This window comes from Marinomonas posidonica IVIA-Po-181 (assembly GCF_000214215.1).
Lineage (GTDB): Bacteria > Pseudomonadota > Gammaproteobacteria > Pseudomonadales > Marinomonadaceae > Marinomonas > Marinomonas posidonica.
Genome location: NC_015559.1, coordinates 3,807,336 through 3,825,870 on the forward strand (window position 1 = coordinate 3,807,336; position 18,535 = coordinate 3,825,870).

The window sequence follows — 18,535 nt, forward strand, 5'->3', positions numbered from 1 at the left end:
TTGAATAAGTCATGATCATCTGTTTCTATAAAAAACGCAGGAGAAAGACGTATATGGATGCCCGTCATTAAAGCAACACTGGAGTCGTCATACGAGTTAAAAACTATCTAGAAGCTTTTGCCCCTTCCTCAGTATCTTCCAAATTTAAAATATTGAAAATGTTGTCTTCCAGCCAAGACACCAATTCAATCACATGATCCGCCACCTGTAAGCCAGTCGGCGTCAGGTTGTATTCCACTTTTGGAGGCACAACGGGATAAGACGTGCGTTGCACAAAGTTATCCTGCTCAAGGGTTTGCAGAGTCTGCGCCAGCATCTTCTCACTGACCCCTTCAATCGTCCGGCGTAGATCACTGAAACGGTGTCGTTCACCATCTTTTAGCACCATAAAAATCAATACCGCCCAACGGCTGGTAACGTGTTTTAAGATTTCTCTGGATGGACACTTGTTGGATAAAACATTACCACGGGTAAACTCAATGACTTTGCCCCCTTCTGTTTGTACTTTAAAACCACTCATACTTACCTACTTGCATGTACTTACTAAAAGTTTGTTTATTGTATTGTAATGGTATTTTTTCTGTAGTCCAAATGGAATGTGTTGCTAGGACGAAAAGGCATTCTTAAAGGCGTCAAATAACCATTGTGAAGCAGGACCAGGCTCAACACCTTTTTTGAACACCAAATCCACGGGGACAGACCAAGGTTTGTGGTCAAACGCCGCGTCCATTTTTACCCATCGACCTTGTGCAATCTTCGACTGAACCAGAGATACTGGCACATACGCCCAACCAATTTGGCGCTCTATGAGCTGCAGTACCGCATAATAGCTGGAGCACCACCACACATTGGGGGTCATGCTAATCAAAATTTGTGACTCTTGTTTTGCAAGACCACGTACTGAAATTTGTCGATATGGCGCCAAATCAGACTCTGATTGAATAGACTGTGACGCCAAGGGATAATCCGCATGACAAACCGGGATAAAGTCCACGCCACCCACGTAACAAAAATCGATTTGTTTATTGATATCGACTTCCGAGAACATGATGCCCAAATCAGAGTCACCGTTCGCCACCGCTTCCGTAATGTCTACCGAGGCCATAGACAACACGTCCAGTTGCACAAAAGGAAATGCCTCAGCGAACGCCTCTAAAACATCAACAACTTGAGCTTCCAATAGCGCATCATCTACCGCAAGGGTTAGTGCACTTTCTTCATGACGAATGATGGATTCAGCGATTTTTTCAAACTCATGGGATTGTGCTAATAACGCTTTGGCGCTCCTGACTAAACGCTCACCTTCAGGGGTCAATCGAGGGCTGCGAAAAGAGCGATCAAACAATTCGACGCCTAAATCCAATTCCAAGTTACTGATGCCGTGACTGACCGCAGACTGCACCTTGCCCAATTTCCTTGCACACGCGGAAAAGGAGCCTAGCTCTGCAGACAACACCAGCATGTTTATTTGTTCTAGATTTAACATATGAATAATTTCTATAGTTACTAACTTTTAATCATCTTAGTTGTTGATAGTATGCACGGCAAATAGTCTCTGTTTTGAGGGAGCATTGTCATGAGTTGGTTGTATTTATTATTAGCAGGTTTTACCGAAATCGGCTGGCCAATCGGCCTAAAAATTGCGCAGTCAAGTGAATCACGTTTGTTAGGCATCAGCATTGCGGTGGTCTTTTTGTTAATTAGCGGCAGTTTGCTGTGGATGGCCCAAAAAGACATCCCTATGGGAACGGCTTATGCCGTCTGGACAGGCATTGGTGCGGCGGGGACTTTTTTGGTTGGGGTCTGGTTTTATGGTGACCCGACGTCATTAATGCGTTACATGGGCGTGCTCTTGATCATCCTTGGAGTGGCCTTACTTAAGTTCGCCGCTTGAGCGTATAATGACGACTTTGCGCTCGCAATCAGCAACATTAAGGACATCCATGAAAACAATAAAACAATTAATGAGGCATGATGCTTGGTTCTTGTTACTGTTTATTTTTCTGATTGCCTTGTGTTTACGCGGTCCCGTCACCGGTTTACCGCCTTTGCTGGATCGCATCAGTCAACAACTGCAATTAAACAGTTCACAATCTGGGCTATTAGTTAGTATTCCCCTATTAGCTTTTGCCGTATTTGCACCTGTTGCATCATGGCTGACGCGCTTTTTTCGCATCGAAAAAATTCTCGCCACTGGCGTGGGATTGATCGCTCTTGGCATGTTGATCCGCGCCATGGGTTCTATTAGTAGTCTCTATTTGGGCGCACTTTTGATTGGCGCAGGCATTGCCATTGGGAATGTGCTGTTACCAAGTTTATTAAAACGCGAATTTCCTCAGTTCGTTGTACAACTGACCGCCATTTACGTGTTGATGATGGGCGTCGGCGGTTTTGTCATGTCGAGCTTTGCTGTGCCGTTAAGCGACGTCGCTAATCAGGCTCAACTCCCCTTCAGTGGATGGTCTTTTGCCTTAGCATGTCAGACTGTGATTATCTTGCCCGCGATACTGGTTTGGTTCTGTTGCCGTATCACGCAACATCATCAGCCTAAAAACACCCGAGGCGAAACCAACGGCAGCCTATGGCGCCGCCTGTCATCATGGCAGGTAGCGGGTTTTCTGGCGGTCAATTCTTTGTTTAATTATATTGTGGTGGCGTGGATTCCTGCCATTTTGGTCAGCCATGGTTATACCGACACCACGGCAGGCTTGTATCAAGGCTATTTACAATTAGCCGGCGCTTTGCCTTCGCTTATTTTGGCACCCTTTATTCAGTATTTGGGCAGTCACAGACGTTTATGTCTGTTTGCTACCAGCCTAACGGTCATCAGCATTCTAGGCTGGCTCTATGTGCCAACGTTATCTGGTTTTTGGTCATTGAGCTACGGCTTTGGCATCAGCATGGGGTTTATTTTGGGGTTGTCTTTCATTGGCATGAGAACCGATACACCAAAACAAGCAGCGAGTTTATCCGGCATGTCGCAATTATTCGGTTACACCTTAGCGGCTCTAGGACCGGTTCTGATTGGTGCTTTGTATGACTGGCAACAATCATGGCATCCACCCCTGTATGTGCTCTTAATGATTGGTTTGATTTGGATGACCTTGGGGTGGTTTGCTAGCCCTAAAACCTTGTCTAGCAAGGCTTAAGTTTTAGGAATGGCTTGCTCAACAAGCCGTTACAGAGCGTTATCAAGTGCAGGCTGTTGGTTACGCCAGCTAGAAATTTTCTCTAATGCCATGTTGAGCTAAACGGTTATTTTTCGATCTGCAAAGGGATAATAATCTGAAAACGGGTTCCCACACCCAATTCAGACTCTAGGTTTAGTCGTCCCGCCATCAGTTTATAAACCCATTGATGCACCAGATATAAGCCGAGTCCATTGTGTTGTCGGTCTCGCCCAGTGGTTTTAAAAGGATCAAACACCGTACCTAAGATCTCGGTGGCGATACCAAAGCCATCATCTTGCACCACCAGCTCTAAGTCTGTTCCAACTCGATGGGCGGTAATGCGAATCTGACCGGCTTCCTTTTCATGAAACGCATATTCCAACGCATTATCGATAAGATTTTGAACAATTTGCGACATCACTCCTGGATATCCCTGCATTTCGATACGCTCAGGGCATTCTGACATAACAGCCACTTTCGGACGCTTTGTCAGACGTGGCCGATACGTAAACAGTAAATCATCCAGTACATCATTGAAGAAAAAAGGCTGAACATCTTGAACAGCACGGTCCGACGCAATTCGTTTAAAGTTTGATACCGCCTCTAACGCCCGCTGCAGATTTTTCTCGGCAATGCTTAATGAGACTTCCATTCTCTCGACATTGTCAGCCGTCATTTGTGCTTGATCGATTAGTTGTCGACTCGACGAGAGTGCCAACTTTACGCCACCTAGCGGCGTATGAATTTCATGGGCTAACCCTGACACCATCATACCCAACGAGGATAATTTACTGGTTTCAACCAATTCATCCTGCAACTCCACTAGCCTTTTATTCATGTCGTGCAGTTTTTGGTTGGCTTGTTCCGTTTGACGCTTTTCGCGCTTGAGCTGTTTTAACAGTCGCTTACTGGTAAATTGTGCTTGCAAATGGCGCCAGCCCCACCAAGCTAACAAGAAATAAACGATGCTAGCTAACAACACAACACCACTCTTCAACATGAAATGCCAACGCGCAAACATTGTCGGCTCGGAATGGGCAACAAGGTAAATGAAAGGCACATCTCTTGGCTGTAAACTGTCCTCTTCATCTAAATAAAAACGCATAAAGCTCCATAAACGCCCTTGCCCCCAATAGCGTTTTAAATCAACGGCTTCCGACTTGATGCTGCGCCACACATCAGGAAACCGACTTGACATCCGAACGCCTTGCTCGGTCGGCCGTAACACATGTCCCCACTCTAATGATTGATCATCCGACATGAGCCAACCGCCTTGTTTATCAAGCACTTCTAAATGCACTAAGTCGCTATTCAACTGTTTGAGCCGATCAAACATATTAGCCAAATTATAATTCACCACAAGCAACCCCGAATCACGACCAGAGATACGCACCACACCACGTACGGTCGGCTGAAAAGGCCGAACCACTTCTCCGTTATCAACATTGAGGTCCAGTGGGGAAACATAAACGTCATCTGGTTTAATTGGCGCTTGTTTGATGTAAGGTCGGCCTTGTTTATTCTGCAGTTGAGCCTCTGACACACGGGACACGATGCCTTCTTGTGAATTTACCCTGACCTGTTCCATACCATCTGCGGACATCCAACGAACCTGAGAGATTAATTCAGAGGTCGCGGCAAATAACCGAAATTCATTAGCGATTGCGGCCTTCCAATCGTATTCGTTTGAGAGTTCACTTTGTAGCTTCAGGCGAGCAATAACACTATTACGAAGCAACAGTGTGCTCTTTTTGATGTGCCCCACTTCACGACTAAAAGCACTGCTGCTTCTGGTCAACAACTCTGTTTCGCTCCAGACCAATTGGCTTTCTTTTTGTTGCCAAAAAAATCGATAGCTGATCACACTAATAGAAACCACCACCAGCAATAACAATACTAAAGCCGCCATTAATTGCTGCGTTTCCGTCAGCCATTTTTGCCGAATTGACGGTGGTTTTTCTGTCATGGTTTCACCCAAACCATCACCTCAGACAAAGGCATAGGCTTAGCAAACAAGTATCCTTGCCCATGTTCACAGCCCAACGTCAACAAGTGCGCTTTCTGTTGTTCTGTCTCAATGCCTTCGGCAATCACATCCAAGCCTAGAGAGTGACCCAGTTCGATAATCATTTTTAATATTTTCCAGTCTTTTTCTGAGTCCTCCATTCGCCAAACAAAACTGTGGTCAATCTTGATGGTAGAGACAGATAAGGTCGACAAATAAGTCAATGACGAATATCCCGTGCCAAAATCATCGATATTCACCCTCACCCCAATCTCTTTCAAGGTATCAAGGTGACGATTAATGGTGGTTTTTTCTTTAATAAATTGAGATTCCGTAATTTCCAATTCAATTAAATTATTATCAATATTTTCTTCGCGTAAAATAGCGGAAAATTGTTCAAAATAATTCGGACGGGAAATTTCATTCCCCGCTACGTTTACCGAGATCGGCACACTTATACCAATGCTTTTCAGTTCATTAATGGCTTTACAAGTTTTACGCAAAATTTGTCGATCCAATTTGTCGACTAAACCACAGCTTTCCGCCAAGGCAATGAACTGCTCTGGTGAGACAAAATTACCACTTTTATTTTTCCAGCGAGCCAAGGCCTCAAAACCAATCAAGGTCTGATCAAGCAAAGCTACCTTTGGCTGAAAATAGACATCAATGTCATCCTGTAAAATAACCTCTCGAAGCTCTTTCAGGAGCTCATATCGACCAAACATGGCAGATGCCAACTCTTCCGAGAAAGCTAAGAAAGACACCCCTTCATACTTCGCACGTTCCAGGGTACTTTTACCGACACTCACTAACTGTTCAGCTTCGTAATTCGGGAAATCGGCAAAATTCACCAAACTAATGGTTAAATCTAAAGAATGAATGGCGTCTTCCACCGTCACACTGGGGTGAATCACCTGCTCTAAATTGGCCTCGTGATAGTCTTTACTGTCATAAATCACCATCACAATCGTATCCCGCTCAAATAACGCCACATCCACCGAGTTATCAAAGAAGTCACATAAATATTCGTACAAAGATAAGGTCAGTTGATCACAATATTTTGTGCCCAACACCGACTCGGTGTAAGCCAAATCCTCCACATGCAGCATTAACAGCTTGGCCTTTTCTCGCTCCCAAGCAAACATGTGCCGAATTTCACGCACTAACCAGCTCTTATTGTGTATCCCCGAGATGGGTTCAATGTAAGCCAACTCAGACAACTTGCTGTTTAATGCAACATTGCGAAAACCGACGCTGATGTTTTCGCACAACACTTGCAACAAATTAACCTCATTGATGGTTAAATTTCGGTTAAATTTGACGATGACTATGTAATCCCGGCCTTCAAACTCTTTGTTTGAAAAATACAGCACTGAAAAGCCGTCTAAGAAAGCGTGTTTCTTAGTCAAGCTCGTTTGACATGCCGCTTCGATTAAGGTCTCATCTTTAATGGCTGTCGATGCCAATTGATGAACATAGGACGAATACTCTCCGTTCGCAGCCACAATAAGCGCATCTTCAATTTTTTCGTGTTCAGAGTTAACAAAGCAAGCCATACCACCCTGAACAATTTTTAGCAGACGGCTGATTTCTTCTAATATGGCGCGGGCATACTCCAACATGTCTTTTTTTGAAGACAAGCGCTGACACGAAAACAGCAAAAGCCGCATACTGTGACGGGCTTCTTGCATGACTAACAAATGCTCCCAAGTACGGATAGTACTCACAACGATGGTCTGCAAGTGCACCTGAGTGAGGTCAGACTTACACCAGCAATCCTCTATGTCGTATTGACCGATTAGATTATCGGTTGGCTTCATGCCGGGGTGGCCCGTTAACAACACAATGCGCACCAGGTCATTACCAATCACTTCCCGGATCGTGCCGACTAACCCCAGACCGGCTTGATCTGTTTCCATCGAAAGATCCAGGAAAATCAACGCAATATCCGGATTTTTCGCAATAACTACCGCCGCCTCGCTAGCCGACGACGCCTTCAAAAATTCAACCCTTTTACCATCATATTGGAGGGTACTTAGGCTGTTCATTAACGCCATTTGATAATCCGCATCATCTTCGACGGATAACACTTTGCAAACTTCTTTGGGAATGGGCATTAACATTGTCGAGTCAAAATGAGAGGGGGAATCCATTGCCTTGCTTCCTTAGAACTTGATTAGCTTCGCTATAACACTTTTTTGAAGCTTAGTCTCATTTTTATTTTTTTCCTTATAAATCCTCAGTTTCTCGTCATAAAAGCCAGAATAAAGACCGCTCTAATGAACGCGTCTGGCCATTTTTAATGGTCAAGTCTAAGTCACTTTGAGAAGTAATCCCCTACCCTTCCTACAGCAAAACTGTGGTATACTAAACGGCTCACATTTGATTATTGTTGGCGGATTTAAAAAGATCTCATGGGCGAACACAAAGGCAACTTATTTATCTTATCGGCTCCGTCAGGAGCAGGTAAATCATCCTTATATAAAGCCTTGTTAAAACAAGACGATAAGGTTCGAATCTCGATTTCCCATACGACTCGTGCAGCACGAGAAGGTGAAGAGCATGGGCGAGAGTACTACTTCACCGATGTTGAGGCCTTTTTAGACATGATCGCTGAAGACGCTTTTTTTGAGCACGCACAAGTCTTCGATAATTATTACGGTACATCGAAAGCGTCGATTTTCGATAGGCTGGAACAGGGTCTAGACGTCATTCTAGAAATCGATTGGCAAGGCGCTCGACAAGTTCGCCACTTGTACCCAAATGCCATTGGTATCTTTATTTTGCCGCCATCTCTCGCAGCACTTGAAGAACGTTTAAAAGGTCGTGCAACGGACTCAGAAGACGTTATTCAACGCCGTATGGCAAAAGCCGTTGATGAAATGTCTCACTATCATGAATATGACTTTGTCATCGTCAATGATGATTTTGACAGCGCCTTAACTGAAATGGCGGCCATTTTTGCCGCCATGCGTGCTAAAACCCCGAAAATACAAGAAAAATATGGCAATCTCATCAATGATCTCTTGTCTTTATGAGAAGCCGTTAAGTAAAATTACCCTTGGATAAACAGATAAACTAAACACAGAGGTCAAAATGGCTCGAGTTACCGTAGAAGATTGCTTAGAAAATGTTGATAACCGCTTTGAACTAGTCATGGTGGCATCGAAACGTGCCCGCCAACTAGCAACAGGTGGCGAAGACGCTCAAGTCGCTTTAGAAGGCGATAAGTTTACGGTTGTTGCTTTGCGTGAAATCGCTGAAGATCTAATCAACGCCAAAAATGTAGACTTGCAACAACGTCCAGTTCACGAGTTTTAAGCTCTATGAATGGTATCGCTCATAACTCAACAGTCGCACCTCTTATTTGCCTTTGTGAGGTGAGCGATGAATACCATTGAAGGATTAGCACAAGGGTTAAGCCAATACTTACCCTACGAGCAAGTTGCCAAAGTTAAGCGAGCGTATTATTACGCTGAGCAAGCCCACGATGGGCAAAAGCGAAAAAGTGGCGAGCCTTATGTCACACATCCGCTTGCCGTAGCCAAAATTTTGTCCGAACTGCGGATGGATTGTGATGGTTTATCAGCGGCACTTTTGCACGATGTGATTGAAGACACAGGCATTAGCCGAGAAGCACTGGCTGCGCAATTTGGCGAAGAAGTTGCTAGCTTGGTGGATGGCGTGAGCAAATTGACTCACCTTGAGTTCAACAACCAGCTCGAAAAACAAGCTCACAACTTTCAAAAAATGGCCATGGCCATGGCAGATGACATTCGTGTCATTTTGGTCAAACTGGCCGACCGCTTGCACAACATGCGCACTCTTGATGCCATGCCAGCCCATAAGAAACGTCGCATTGCGAAAGAAACCTTAGACATTTATGCGCCCATCGCAAACCGACTGGGCATGTATAATGTCAGAGTCGATCTTGAATCCTTAGCGTTTCAGGCGTATTACCCAATGCGGGCGCAAATGCTGCAACGTGCTATCCACAAAAAGTACGGCCAACAGCGCATTAAAGACACGCAAAAACTGGAAGACACCATTCGGTCTGAATTGGCAGCAGACTACATTGAAGCCAAAATCAGCGTGCGTGAGAAACACATTTACAGCATTTATCAGAAAATGGATAAAAAACGTCGTTCCCTCGACGAGATTATGGACGTCATGGGCGTACGCATCGTCACTGATCGTCATGACAGCTGTTATCGCATTTTAGGCGTCATTCACGCGTTATTTAAGCCAATCGAAGGTCGCTTTAAAGACTACATTGCCGTCCCTAAATCCAATGGCTATCAATCCTTGCATACCACAGTACTAGGCACCAATGGCATTCCAATGGAAATCCAAATCCGTACCGAAGAAATGGATTTGGTTGCCAACAATGGTATTGCCGCCCATTGGGCTTATAAGGTCAATGGCACTTCTTCAGCGCCAAGCAATCATGATAGAGCGACAAAGTGGGTAAAAAGTCTGCTGGAAATCCAACAAAAAACGCGCAACCCAGTCGAGTTCGTTGATAATGTTAAGAGCGATCTTTTCCCAGACGAAGTGTATGTCTTCACGCCAAACGGTCAAATCATTGAGTTGCCTTCTGGCGCTACTCCGGTTGACTTTGCTTATGGCGTACACACAGAAATTGGTAATTCTTGTATTTCATGTCGCATTAACCGCCGTTTGGCACCACTTAGTACTCAGCTGGAAAGTGGTCAGACGGTGGAAATCATCACAGCGAAAAACGCCCAGCCGAATGTGGCCTGGCTGAGCTTTGCGATTACAGGTAAAGCACGAACCAATATCCGCCATTACTTGAAAGACAAACAAAGAGAAAATGCCATCTCGATTGGCCATCGTTTATTGACTCGCTCTTTGAACGCCTTCCAGAGCAATATTGAAGAACTGACCCAAGAGCAAATTGGACTCGTGCTTCAAAATCATCAGCTCGACAGCCTGGATGATTTACTAGAATCCATCGGTAAAGGTCGACACGTAGGTTACCTAGTGGCTCGTGAGCTCTTCCCGAACATTGATGAAGAGTCTCTAATTACGCCGAAATCCTTCAAGGTCAATGGCTCTGAAGGCATGCTAATTTCCTATGCAAAATGTTGTGCGCCCATACCGGGTGATCCTATTGTGGGTTATGTTCAAGTAGATAAAGGCATTGTCATTCACCATCTTAATTGCCCCAATGTACAAGATCATTTATCCAGCCCTGAACGCTTTATTCATATGTCTTGGGGTAAAGAGATCGAAGAAGAGCTGCACATCAGCTTGATTGTTACCTACATCAATGAACGCGGCGCCGTTGCTAAGATCGCCAGTTCCATCAGCGATACCGACTTCCAAGTGTCAAATTTAGACATCATTGAACGAGGTCGAGTCAGCCGATTACGCCTTAACATCACCATTTCAAGTCGTGTTGGTTTAGCGGATGTGATGCGTCGAATCAAAGCCGTTCGCTGTGTTGAAAAAGTGTCACGAGAGACCATCGTTGGGCGTTAAATACGCCTAACCTTTCTTTAGTTATAAAGGATACTACTATGTCAAAACACGTTATTCACACTGAAAACGCCCCGGCCGCTATTGGCCCATACTCGCAAGCCGTTCGTGCTGGCAACACAGTTTACCTATCAGGTCAGATTCCTTTGGTTCCAGAAACCATGGAAGTCATCAGTGAAGACATCGTTGAGCAAACCACTCAGGTTTTCAAAAACCTAAGTGCGGTATGCGAAGCGGCTGGCGGCTCTTTGGAAAAGGTTGTGAAGTTCAACATCTTCATGACCGACTTGAACAACTTTGCAACCGTCAACGACGTTATGACGCAATTTGTTAAAGAACCTTACCCGGCTCGCGCAGCCATGGGGGTTCGCGCTCTACCAAAAGGCGTGCAAGTGGAAATTGAAGGCATCATGGTGCTGGAAGACTAAGCTCTTCTGAGCATAAAAAAGAGGCATTTTGCCTCTTTTTTATGCCAATACATTGCTCTCTATCCCTCAAGACTCTGTTGAAAATCGATCAGTAGTTTGCGATAACCAGCAACATAACTTGGGTAAGCAAGTTGCCAGCCTTGATTACGTAAATAGTCCGCCAGAATGCGTTTACCTGACTGTGGCGCTAAGCCTTCTTGTAGGTTAGCTTTGATCGCTACTTTAAGGCTAGTCGCAAGCCAAAGCTTTACTTCCCACATAGACACGGGCGTTTGATCCGTCACAATCACATGAGCAGGCATATCTTGGTCTGTGAGTATCAGCTCTGCCAGCAGCAATAAGGCCGCGACCACATCATCACGATGCACGCGATTCGTCCAACTGTTAGCCCCCCATGCTTGCTCCTTCATCACCTTCTTCATTAACGCAAAACGACTAGGCCCATAAATACCAGAGCATCTTGCTGATACGCAGGTGAATGTCTGCTGTAACAAGGTTTCCGTTTCTATTAATACCTTGGCAGTGACTGAATTTGGCTGAGCGGGACTTTGTTCATCAATCCATTCACCCTGGTTTTGACCGTAAACACTGGTGCTGGAAACAAACACAAGCTTTACTGGACTTATCGAATGTTGATAGCGACGCACTAACACTTGTGCGGTTTCATAATACGCTTGCCGATAGCCCGCTTCACTTCGCTCATTTGGCGTCATGATTAAGAATATCAGCGCCACGTCTGGCAAAACATCATCAGACAATTCTCGCAAGTCTCCCGTAATGCCTTCAACGCCTTCAGGAAACTCAGTACCACTTCGACGGATGCCCGTTACTTGATGACCCTGTGACACTAAATCCTTGGCCAGACCCGTTCCAAGATCACCGCAACCTGCAATCAGTACTTTTGCCATTGAGTCTCTCCTAACAATGTATTGGTCTAGTTTATTGATCTATTAACAGCTTGCCTTAGTTTGCAAAGGTGATGATAGTAAGGAACTGAACACCACAAAATGTCCGTAACAAAAATGAACGAGTATACTTTATTAAATCATGTATTATCATAGTTATTAGTAATAATGGCCTATCAGGCAAGGTGCACCATGACATTAACGGAATTAAAATACATTGTAATGTTGGCTGAAGAAAAGCACTTCGGTCGTGCGGCTGATCGTTGTTATGTTTCACAACCAACTCTGAGCGTCGCCGTTAAGAAACTGGAAGAAGAGCTCGGTACAGCCATCTTTGAACGCAGTAAAAGCTCCGTATACATCACCCCAGTAGGCGAACAAATCATCACTCAAGCCAAGCGAGTGTTGGATCAAGCGAACATGATCAAAGAGTTAGCCAATGCAGGCAAGAACCAGCTGACCGGGCCACTTAAAGTCGGTGCAATTTACACCATCGCACCCTATTTGTTTCCAGTGATGATCCCATCCTTGAGACATATCACGTCTGGTATGCCGCTTATCATAGAAGAAGATCTGACCGAAAACCTGCGCCCTAAACTTCGCAATGGCGAACTGGATGCCATTATCGTCGCCTTGCCTTTCCAGGAGCCAGACGTCGTGACTCAACCTATTTATGAGGAAGAGTTCGTAGTCCTCATGCCGAAAAACCATTCTTGGACACAATTAGACAGCATTAATACCGATCAGCTCTCTAGCGACAACCTTCTCTTGCTGGGTAAAGGGCACTGTTTTAGCGAACAAGTATTAGAAGCCTGCCCCCTTTTAACGGACAATGACGTCAATAATGGCCGTACTGTGGTAAATGGCAGTTCATTAGAAACTATTCGTTATATGGTGTCCTCTGGGCTTGGGGTGACGGTATTGCCAAAATCGGCCGTGACCAACATTGACCACACTATGCTGGCAGTACGACCCTTTGCTGACCCGGTTCCAAAGCGAACAGTTGCCTTAGCGTGGCGCGCCAGCTTTCCTCGCCCTAAAGCCATTGAGTCGGTCAGTCAGTCCATTCGCGACGCCTGCAAACAACTCGATTTATAAGCAGTATAGTAAGATGATAGATGGATTAGACACACAGGATGTCCGAGAATTAAAAGGCGTGGGAGAGGCAATGGCGGAGAAACTCGCTAAAATGCATCTTCATACCGTACAGGATTTGCTCTTCCATCTTCCCATTCGCTATCAAGATAGGACCCGGATTGTGCCCATTGGGCAACTTGGGTTTGGTGACGAAGCGGTCATTGAAGGCCAAGTCATAAGCTGCGAAGTCAAAATGGGCAAGAGGCGCAGTTTATTATGTCGCCTCAAAGATCACTCTGGCAGTGTCTGTCTCCGCTTCTTTCACTTTTCAGCCGCGCAAAAAAAGCAGCTGGAATCCGGTAATCGAGTACGCTGTTTTGGCGAAATTCGTCGTGGGAGTGCCGGTTTTGAAATGTACCACCCTGAATATAAACTGATTGAAGAGAATGCCGCGCCTCTAGAATCGTCTCAACTAACGCCTATTTACCCACTGACGGAAGGTTTGACCCAAACCAAAATTCGGCAACTATGTGAACAAGCATTAGAGCGGCTTACACCTTACAACTTGCAAGAATGGTTACCTGACGAGCTGCGTAACCAATTTAGTTTACCTTCTCTGAATGAGGCCATTCAATTTCTGCATCATCCGTCACGAGATGCAGATCTGGAATCGCTCAAGCAAGGACATCATCCTGCACAATATCGATTGTCGTTCGAAGAGTTAATGGCACATCAGTTATCTTTAATTGGTAAGCGGGTAAAAGCCAAACAAGACAAGAGTGTCAAAGTCTCCGAGGCTGGGGCGCTTAGCGAACAACTGTTAGCACAATTACCTTTCACGCCCACTCAAGCCCAGCAGCGCGTATTCAGTGAAATCCTTAAGGATTTATCGACGGGGCACCCCATGCTACGTCTTGTACAAGGCGACGTGGGGTCAGGTAAAACACTCGTAGCAGCCCTAGCGGCGGCGGCTGTAGTGCAAGCCGGTTACCAAGTGGCCGTGATGGCGCCAACTGAAATTCTTGCTGAGCAACATTATGCGAACTTCACTCAGTGGTTTCAGCCACTCGGCTTACAGGTCGCTTGGATGACCGGCAAACTCAAGGGCAAAACCCGAGAACAAGAGCTCAAGCTCATTGCCTCAGGGCAAGCACAGATTGTGGTCGGTACCCACGCGTTATTTCAAGAAACCGTTGAGTTTGACCGTTTAGCGCTGGCCATCATAGATGAACAGCATAGATTCGGGGTACATCAACGCATGGCCTTGCGAGAAAAAGGCATGAAACAAGGCGTTCAGCCTCACCAGCTCATCATGACAGCGACGCCCATTCCTCGGACACTGGCCATGTCAGCTTATGCCGATTTGGATTGTTCTATTATCGATGAACTCCCGCCTGGTCGCACGCCCGTCAACACCATAGTCGTGTCGGATCAACGTCGCCAAGAAGTGATTGAACGAGTAAAAAGCGCCTGTCAGGAGGGCAAACAGGCTTACTGGGTATGTACTTTAATTGAAGAGTCCGAAGCCCTACAATGCCAAGCCGCCGAAGATACTGCTTTGCTATTGCAAGAGCAGTTGTTTGGTTTGCGCATTGGTCTAGTTCATGGTCGCTTAAAAGCACAAGAAAAAGCCGATATTATGGCGCAATTTAAAGCAGGCGAAATTCAACTGCTCGTCGCCACCACCGTTATTGAAGTGGGTGTGGACGTACCAAATGCCAGCTTGATGGTTATTGAAAATCCAGAACGCCTCGGTTTGGCTCAGCTGCATCAATTGCGAGGCCGTGTTGGACGAGGACAAGCTGCCAGTCATTGCGTCCTGCTCTACAAAGCCCCTCTTGGACAACAGGGTAAAGCACGCTTATCGACTATGAGAGAAACCAGTGATGGTTTCAAAATCGCGGAAAAGGATTTAGAGCTAAGAGGGCCAGGAGAGCTTTTAGGCACCCGACAAACAGGTTTATGGGAGTTCAAAGTAGCCGATTTGCAGAGAGATAAAGCCTTGTTAGACGATGTGCAACGTGCCGCAGGATTATTGCATCAGAACTTCCCTGATCACATACCACCTTTATTAAGCAGATGGCTGCCGAATCATGACCAATATTTAAATGTCTGACGTTTAAGGGATATTGACGACCGTGGTGCTCTTCACTTCTTCCATCGCCACATAAGTTCGAGACTCACGCACATGAGGTAAGGTCAGCAAGGTTTCACCCAGTAACAATCGATAAGAGTCCATATTCGATACACGTGCTTTCAATAAATATTCAAAATCCCCTGCAATCAAGTGACACTCTAAAATTTCTGGGATTTCAGAAACAGCGGTTTTGAATTCATTAAAGCCTTCAGGGGAAGTGGTTTTCAGTCTGATCTCAACAAACACCAATAAACCCGCATCCACTTTTTTCGGATTGACCAGAGCGCAATAGCCAGTAATATAGCCATTTCGCTCCAATCGACGAACACGTTCCAAGCAAGGAGTCGCACTCAAACCAACACGACTCGCCAACTCCACATTGGATAAACGACCGTTTATTTGTAACTCACGTAGAATTTTTTTGTCCAATCGATCAAGTGGTTTTGTTGAGTTATCCATTTGATATGGATCTCCTTACTAAACATCTAAGAATCGCTAAGTTTACCATGTAGAGGGTAATTTTGGGAAAGCGCTTTATCCATTATATTTTGTATGGACTTTGTTTTCACAAAAAAAGCACCAAAACAAAGCGTCGAACATATGCACGCACAAATATGGACTAAAGAATTATCAATACGCCCTAAAAAAGAGCAAAATGAAAAACATCCTAAAGCTTAACGTCTTGTTTTATTTAAACTAAATATTATCTAACTAAATTAGACCATCTTCTTCAACTAGACCATTTATCGTCAAACAAAGTGCAATAAATAAGTACATTAAGCCATGTTTTTAATATTTTATTCTTGACTATGACCCAAAAGAGTAATTCTATAGGGGCATGTGATGATCCTTTAGAGGAATCGTCTGCATATGTAAGACAACAAGAATAATTGAATGTTGGCATCAACTTTGCTTCTAAAACCATAGATTTCAAATTGAATCTATCGAAATTCTGCAAAATTACAACATACATATAAAATCGCCTGGGAGGCTCAATATAATGAAATCCAATGTAGGTAAATTACTGTCTACTGCTGCTATTGCTGCAACAATCAGCACTGGTGCAGCCGCTGCTACCTTAGATGACGTAAAAGCAAAAGGCTTCATCCAATGTGGTGTGAGCCAAGGTGTTCCTGGTTTCTCTAATGCAGATGTAAACGGTAACTGGACAGGTATCGACGTTGATGCTTGTCGCGCTACTGCTGCTGCCATCTTTGGTGATGCACAAGCCGTTAAATTCACTCCTCTTTCTGCAAAAGAACGTTTCACTGCCCTTCAGTCTGGCGAGATTGACATGCTGTCTCGTAACACGACTTGGACTTACACTCGTGATACGTCTCTAGGTCTAGATTTTACTGCGGTAAACTTCTATGACGGTCAAGGTTTCATGGCTCGTAAAGATCTAGGCGTTGAATCTGCTCTGGATCTTGACGGTGCAACCGTTTGTACTGAACAAGGTACAACCACTGAATTGAACATGGCGGATTTCTTCCGTAAGCATAAAATGAACTATGTTCCTGTTATCGTACAGAAAGCGGACGAAGCACTAGCAGCATACGCTTCTGGTCGTTGTGACGTTTTCACAACAGATAAATCAGGTCTTGCGGCTCACCGTTCTAAACTTGCGGATCCAAGCGCTCACGTTATCCTTGCAGAAACGATCTCTAAAGAGCCTCTAGGTCCTGTTGTTCGTCACGGCGACAACCAATGGAAAGACATCGTAACTTGGGCTATGTTCGTTCAGGTAAACGCTGAAGAAATGGGCATCAGCTCTAAAAACGTTGCTAAAATCAAGTCTGAGTCAAACGATCCAGGTATCCGTCGTCTACTAGGCGCTGAAGGTAACATGGGTGAGTCTCTAGGACTTGGGGCTGATTGGGCTTACAACATCATCGCTGAAGTAGGTAACTACGGTGAAGTGTTTGAGCGTAACGTAGGGCCAAATACACCTGTCGGTCTTCCACGTGGTATTAACAATCTATGGACTGAAGGTGGTGTTATGTACGCGCCACCAGTACGTTAATACCTAAAGCGACTTGCTTCGGGTATTTATCCAGCGACTCATAGGAGTCGCTGGATTTCTCCCCCCTTCCTTACACATCTGACGAGCATTTCAACTGCCTGAAACAAGATGAGCGATAAAAATAGTTCAAGTATTAAAAATTTTTTGAATGATGCAGGCAATCGAGCCCTCATTTTTCAAGTTGTGCTTCTAGCCGTGGTGGTTTTCGTAGGTTATTACTTATTTACTAACTTACAAGCCAACCTGGCAAATCAAGGTATTTCGACTGGTTTTGCATTTTTAAATCAACCAGCTGGATTTCCCGTTCTTATTCACCTAATTGAGTATACCGAGGCCAACACCTACGGAAGAGCATTTGTTGTTGCTCTGATTAATACCGTTGTAATCTCTTTAATGGGGATCGCGTTGGCGACTATTATTGGTGTTGTGATGGGCTTAGCCCGTCTTTCTAATAACTGGTTGGTCGCACGATTAGCAACAGTTTACGTTGAAACATTACGTAATATCCCTTTATTGCTACAAATGTTTTTCTGGTATTTTGCGGTTCTAGCAACCTTGCCTATACCTAAGAACAGCATCATTTTTGGTGATTTCTTCTTAAACAAACGTGGTATCTATTCTCCCAACCCAATCACCCAAGACGGGTTTGGCATTGTGATCGCAGGTTTTATCCTATCCATCATTGCATCCATTGCTTTGGTTGTTTGGGCTAAAAAGCGTCAAACCAGAACAGGACTCTGGTTTCCAGCTTATTGGGCGTCTTTCGGCACCATCATAGGAATTACCTTCCTAGCATTAGTGGTTTCTGGATTCCCTATTGAGTTTGACCTGCCACAAAAGAGTCGTTTTAACGTCACAGGGGGCATGGTTCTTCCACCCGAGTTTGTGGCGGTATTAGTGGCACTGTCTACTTATACAGGCGCCTTCATTGCTGAGATCGTTCGTGCAGGCATATTGTCCGTAAACTGGGGACAAACCGAAGCGGCGCGTTCTTTAGGCCTAAAAGACAGCCTAACGCAGCGCTTAATTGTCTTGCCTCAAGCATTGCGAGTGATTATTCCACCTCTTACTAGCCAATTTCTAAACTTAGCGAAAAACTCATCATTGGGTGCGGCTATCGCTTACCCTGAATTGGTAGCTGTTGTTATGGGTACGACGCTGAACCAAACAGGTCAAGCCATTGAGAACATCGGTCTATGTATGTTGGTTTACGGTACATTGAGCTTATCTATCTCAATGTTTATGAACTGGTATAACAAAAAAATGTCACTAATAGAGCGCTAGGAGG

At 44.9% G+C, this 18,535-nt stretch carries 16 protein-coding genes; 10 read left to right on the forward strand and 6 right to left on the reverse strand.

The window, feature by feature from the left end; translation table 11 throughout:
- Positions 1 to 103: 103 nt before the first annotated feature.
- On the reverse strand, positions 104 to 520 hold the full coding sequence (locus MAR181_RS17580; protein WP_013797942.1) for a winged helix-turn-helix transcriptional regulator: 417 nt from the start codon (positions 518 to 520) through the stop codon (positions 104 to 106).
- Between the two features lie 84 nt (positions 521 to 604).
- Positions 605 to 1,486, reverse strand: a complete 882-nt coding sequence (locus tag MAR181_RS17585) for a LysR family transcriptional regulator (RefSeq protein WP_013797943.1) — start codon at positions 1,484 to 1,486, stop codon at positions 605 to 607.
- Between the two features lie 90 nt (positions 1,487 to 1,576).
- Here MAR181_RS17585 and MAR181_RS17590 point away from each other — a divergent pair, with 90 nt between their 5' ends.
- Together MAR181_RS17590 and MAR181_RS17595 are read left to right on the forward strand one after the other, a co-directional pair.
- Positions 1,577 to 1,894: a DMT family transporter gene (locus tag MAR181_RS17590; RefSeq protein WP_013797944.1), complete on the forward strand. Its 318-nt coding sequence runs from the start codon at positions 1,577 to 1,579 to the stop codon at positions 1,892 to 1,894.
- Between the two features lie 49 nt (positions 1,895 to 1,943).
- Positions 1,944 to 3,149: an MFS transporter gene (locus MAR181_RS17595; RefSeq protein ID WP_013797945.1), complete on the forward strand. Its 1,206-nt coding sequence runs from the start codon at positions 1,944 to 1,946 to the stop codon at positions 3,147 to 3,149.
- A gap of 106 nt (positions 3,150 to 3,255) precedes the next feature.
- On the opposite strand, the gene MAR181_RS17600 is transcribed toward MAR181_RS17595, so the two are convergent.
- Together MAR181_RS17600 and MAR181_RS17605 are read right to left on the reverse strand one after the other, a co-directional pair.
- On the reverse strand, positions 3,256 to 5,136 hold the full coding sequence (locus MAR181_RS17600; protein WP_245546184.1) for a sensor histidine kinase: 1,881 nt from the start codon (positions 5,134 to 5,136) through the stop codon (positions 3,256 to 3,258).
- On the reverse strand, positions 5,133 to 7,328 hold the full coding sequence (locus tag MAR181_RS17605; RefSeq protein WP_013797947.1) for an EAL domain-containing protein: 2,196 nt from the start codon (positions 7,326 to 7,328) through the stop codon (positions 5,133 to 5,135). The genes MAR181_RS17600 and MAR181_RS17605 overlap by 4 nt, the downstream gene beginning before the upstream one ends.
- A gap of 261 nt (positions 7,329 to 7,589) precedes the next feature.
- Here MAR181_RS17605 and gmk point away from each other — a divergent pair, with 261 nt between their 5' ends.
- The 4 genes from gmk (at position 7,590) to MAR181_RS17625 (ending at position 11,105) form a co-directional block, all read left to right on the forward strand.
- On the forward strand, positions 7,590 to 8,213 hold the full coding sequence (gene gmk, locus MAR181_RS17610; RefSeq protein WP_013797948.1) for a guanylate kinase: 624 nt from the start codon (positions 7,590 to 7,592) through the stop codon (positions 8,211 to 8,213).
- Positions 8,214 to 8,271: 58 nt separating this feature from the next.
- A complete protein-coding gene (rpoZ, locus tag MAR181_RS17615; protein ID WP_013797949.1) occupies positions 8,272 to 8,496 on the forward strand; it encodes a DNA-directed RNA polymerase subunit omega in 225 nt (74 codons plus the stop codon).
- Between the two features lie 66 nt (positions 8,497 to 8,562).
- Positions 8,563 to 10,680: a RelA/SpoT family protein gene (locus MAR181_RS17620; protein ID WP_013797950.1), complete on the forward strand. Its 2,118-nt coding sequence runs from the start codon at positions 8,563 to 8,565 to the stop codon at positions 10,678 to 10,680.
- 38 nt (positions 10,681 to 10,718) lie between these two features.
- Positions 10,719 to 11,105 carry a RidA family protein gene (locus MAR181_RS17625; protein ID WP_013797951.1) on the forward strand — a complete coding sequence of 129 codons (387 nt, stop codon included), beginning with the start codon at positions 10,719 to 10,721 and terminating at the stop codon, positions 11,103 to 11,105.
- A gap of 59 nt (positions 11,106 to 11,164) precedes the next feature.
- On the opposite strand, the gene MAR181_RS17630 is transcribed toward MAR181_RS17625, so the two are convergent.
- A complete protein-coding gene (locus tag MAR181_RS17630) occupies positions 11,165 to 12,013 on the reverse strand; it encodes an NAD-dependent epimerase/dehydratase family protein (protein WP_013797952.1) in 849 nt (282 codons plus the stop codon).
- A gap of 189 nt (positions 12,014 to 12,202) precedes the next feature.
- Here MAR181_RS17630 and MAR181_RS17635 point away from each other — a divergent pair, with 189 nt between their 5' ends.
- Positions 12,203 to 13,108: a hydrogen peroxide-inducible genes activator gene (locus tag MAR181_RS17635; RefSeq protein WP_013797953.1), complete on the forward strand. Its 906-nt coding sequence runs from the start codon at positions 12,203 to 12,205 to the stop codon at positions 13,106 to 13,108.
- Positions 13,109 to 13,121: 13 nt separating this feature from the next.
- Entirely contained in the window at positions 13,122 to 15,203 is a 2,082-nt protein-coding gene (recG, locus tag MAR181_RS17640) for an ATP-dependent DNA helicase RecG (protein ID WP_013797954.1), read from the forward strand.
- A gap of 3 nt (positions 15,204 to 15,206) precedes the next feature.
- Here recG and lrp read toward each other — a convergent pair whose 3' ends face one another.
- Entirely contained in the window at positions 15,207 to 15,683 is a 477-nt protein-coding gene (lrp, locus tag MAR181_RS17645) for a leucine-responsive transcriptional regulator Lrp (protein ID WP_013797955.1), read from the reverse strand.
- Between the two features lie 541 nt (positions 15,684 to 16,224).
- Between lrp and MAR181_RS17650 the strand changes: the two genes are divergently transcribed.
- Positions 16,225 to 17,247, forward strand: a complete 1,023-nt coding sequence (locus tag MAR181_RS17650; protein ID WP_013797956.1) for an amino acid ABC transporter substrate-binding protein — start codon at positions 16,225 to 16,227, stop codon at positions 17,245 to 17,247.
- Positions 17,248 to 17,355: 108 nt separating this feature from the next.
- Positions 17,356 to 18,531, forward strand: a complete 1,176-nt coding sequence (locus MAR181_RS17655; protein ID WP_013797957.1) for an amino acid ABC transporter permease — start codon at positions 17,356 to 17,358, stop codon at positions 18,529 to 18,531.
- Positions 18,532 to 18,535: the final 4 nt, after the last annotated feature.

Excerpts from the sequence above, each read along its gene's own strand:
- MAR181_RS17580 (WP_013797942.1), bottom strand. The coding sequence starts at position 520 with ATGAGTGGTTTTAAAGTACAAACAGAAGGGGGCAAAGTCATTGAGTTT.
- MAR181_RS17585 (WP_013797943.1), bottom strand. The coding sequence starts at position 1,486 with ATGTTAAATCTAGAACAAATAAACATGCTGGTGTTGTCTGCAGAGCTA.
- MAR181_RS17590 (WP_013797944.1), top strand. The coding sequence starts at position 1,577 with ATGAGTTGGTTGTATTTATTATTAGCAGGTTTTACCGAAATCGGCTGG.
- MAR181_RS17595 (WP_013797945.1), top strand. The coding sequence starts at position 1,944 with ATGAAAACAATAAAACAATTAATGAGGCATGATGCTTGGTTCTTGTTA.
- MAR181_RS17600 (WP_245546184.1), bottom strand. The coding sequence starts at position 5,136 with ATGACAGAAAAACCACCGTCAATTCGGCAAAAATGGCTGACGGAAACG.
- MAR181_RS17605 (WP_013797947.1), bottom strand. The coding sequence starts at position 7,328 with ATGGATTCCCCCTCTCATTTTGACTCGACAATGTTAATGCCCATTCCC.
- gmk (WP_013797948.1), top strand. The coding sequence starts at position 7,590 with ATGGGCGAACACAAAGGCAACTTATTTATCTTATCGGCTCCGTCAGGA.
- rpoZ (WP_013797949.1), top strand. The coding sequence starts at position 8,272 with ATGGCTCGAGTTACCGTAGAAGATTGCTTAGAAAATGTTGATAACCGC.
- MAR181_RS17620 (WP_013797950.1), top strand. The coding sequence starts at position 8,563 with ATGAATACCATTGAAGGATTAGCACAAGGGTTAAGCCAATACTTACCC.
- MAR181_RS17625 (WP_013797951.1), top strand. The coding sequence starts at position 10,719 with ATGTCAAAACACGTTATTCACACTGAAAACGCCCCGGCCGCTATTGGC.
- MAR181_RS17630 (WP_013797952.1), bottom strand. The coding sequence starts at position 12,013 with ATGGCAAAAGTACTGATTGCAGGTTGCGGTGATCTTGGAACGGGTCTG.
- MAR181_RS17635 (WP_013797953.1), top strand. The coding sequence starts at position 12,203 with ATGACATTAACGGAATTAAAATACATTGTAATGTTGGCTGAAGAAAAG.
- recG (WP_013797954.1), top strand. The coding sequence starts at position 13,122 with ATGATAGATGGATTAGACACACAGGATGTCCGAGAATTAAAAGGCGTG.
- lrp (WP_013797955.1), bottom strand. The coding sequence starts at position 15,683 with ATGGATAACTCAACAAAACCACTTGATCGATTGGACAAAAAAATTCTA.
- MAR181_RS17650 (WP_013797956.1), top strand. The coding sequence starts at position 16,225 with ATGAAATCCAATGTAGGTAAATTACTGTCTACTGCTGCTATTGCTGCA.
- MAR181_RS17655 (WP_013797957.1), top strand. The coding sequence starts at position 17,356 with ATGAGCGATAAAAATAGTTCAAGTATTAAAAATTTTTTGAATGATGCA.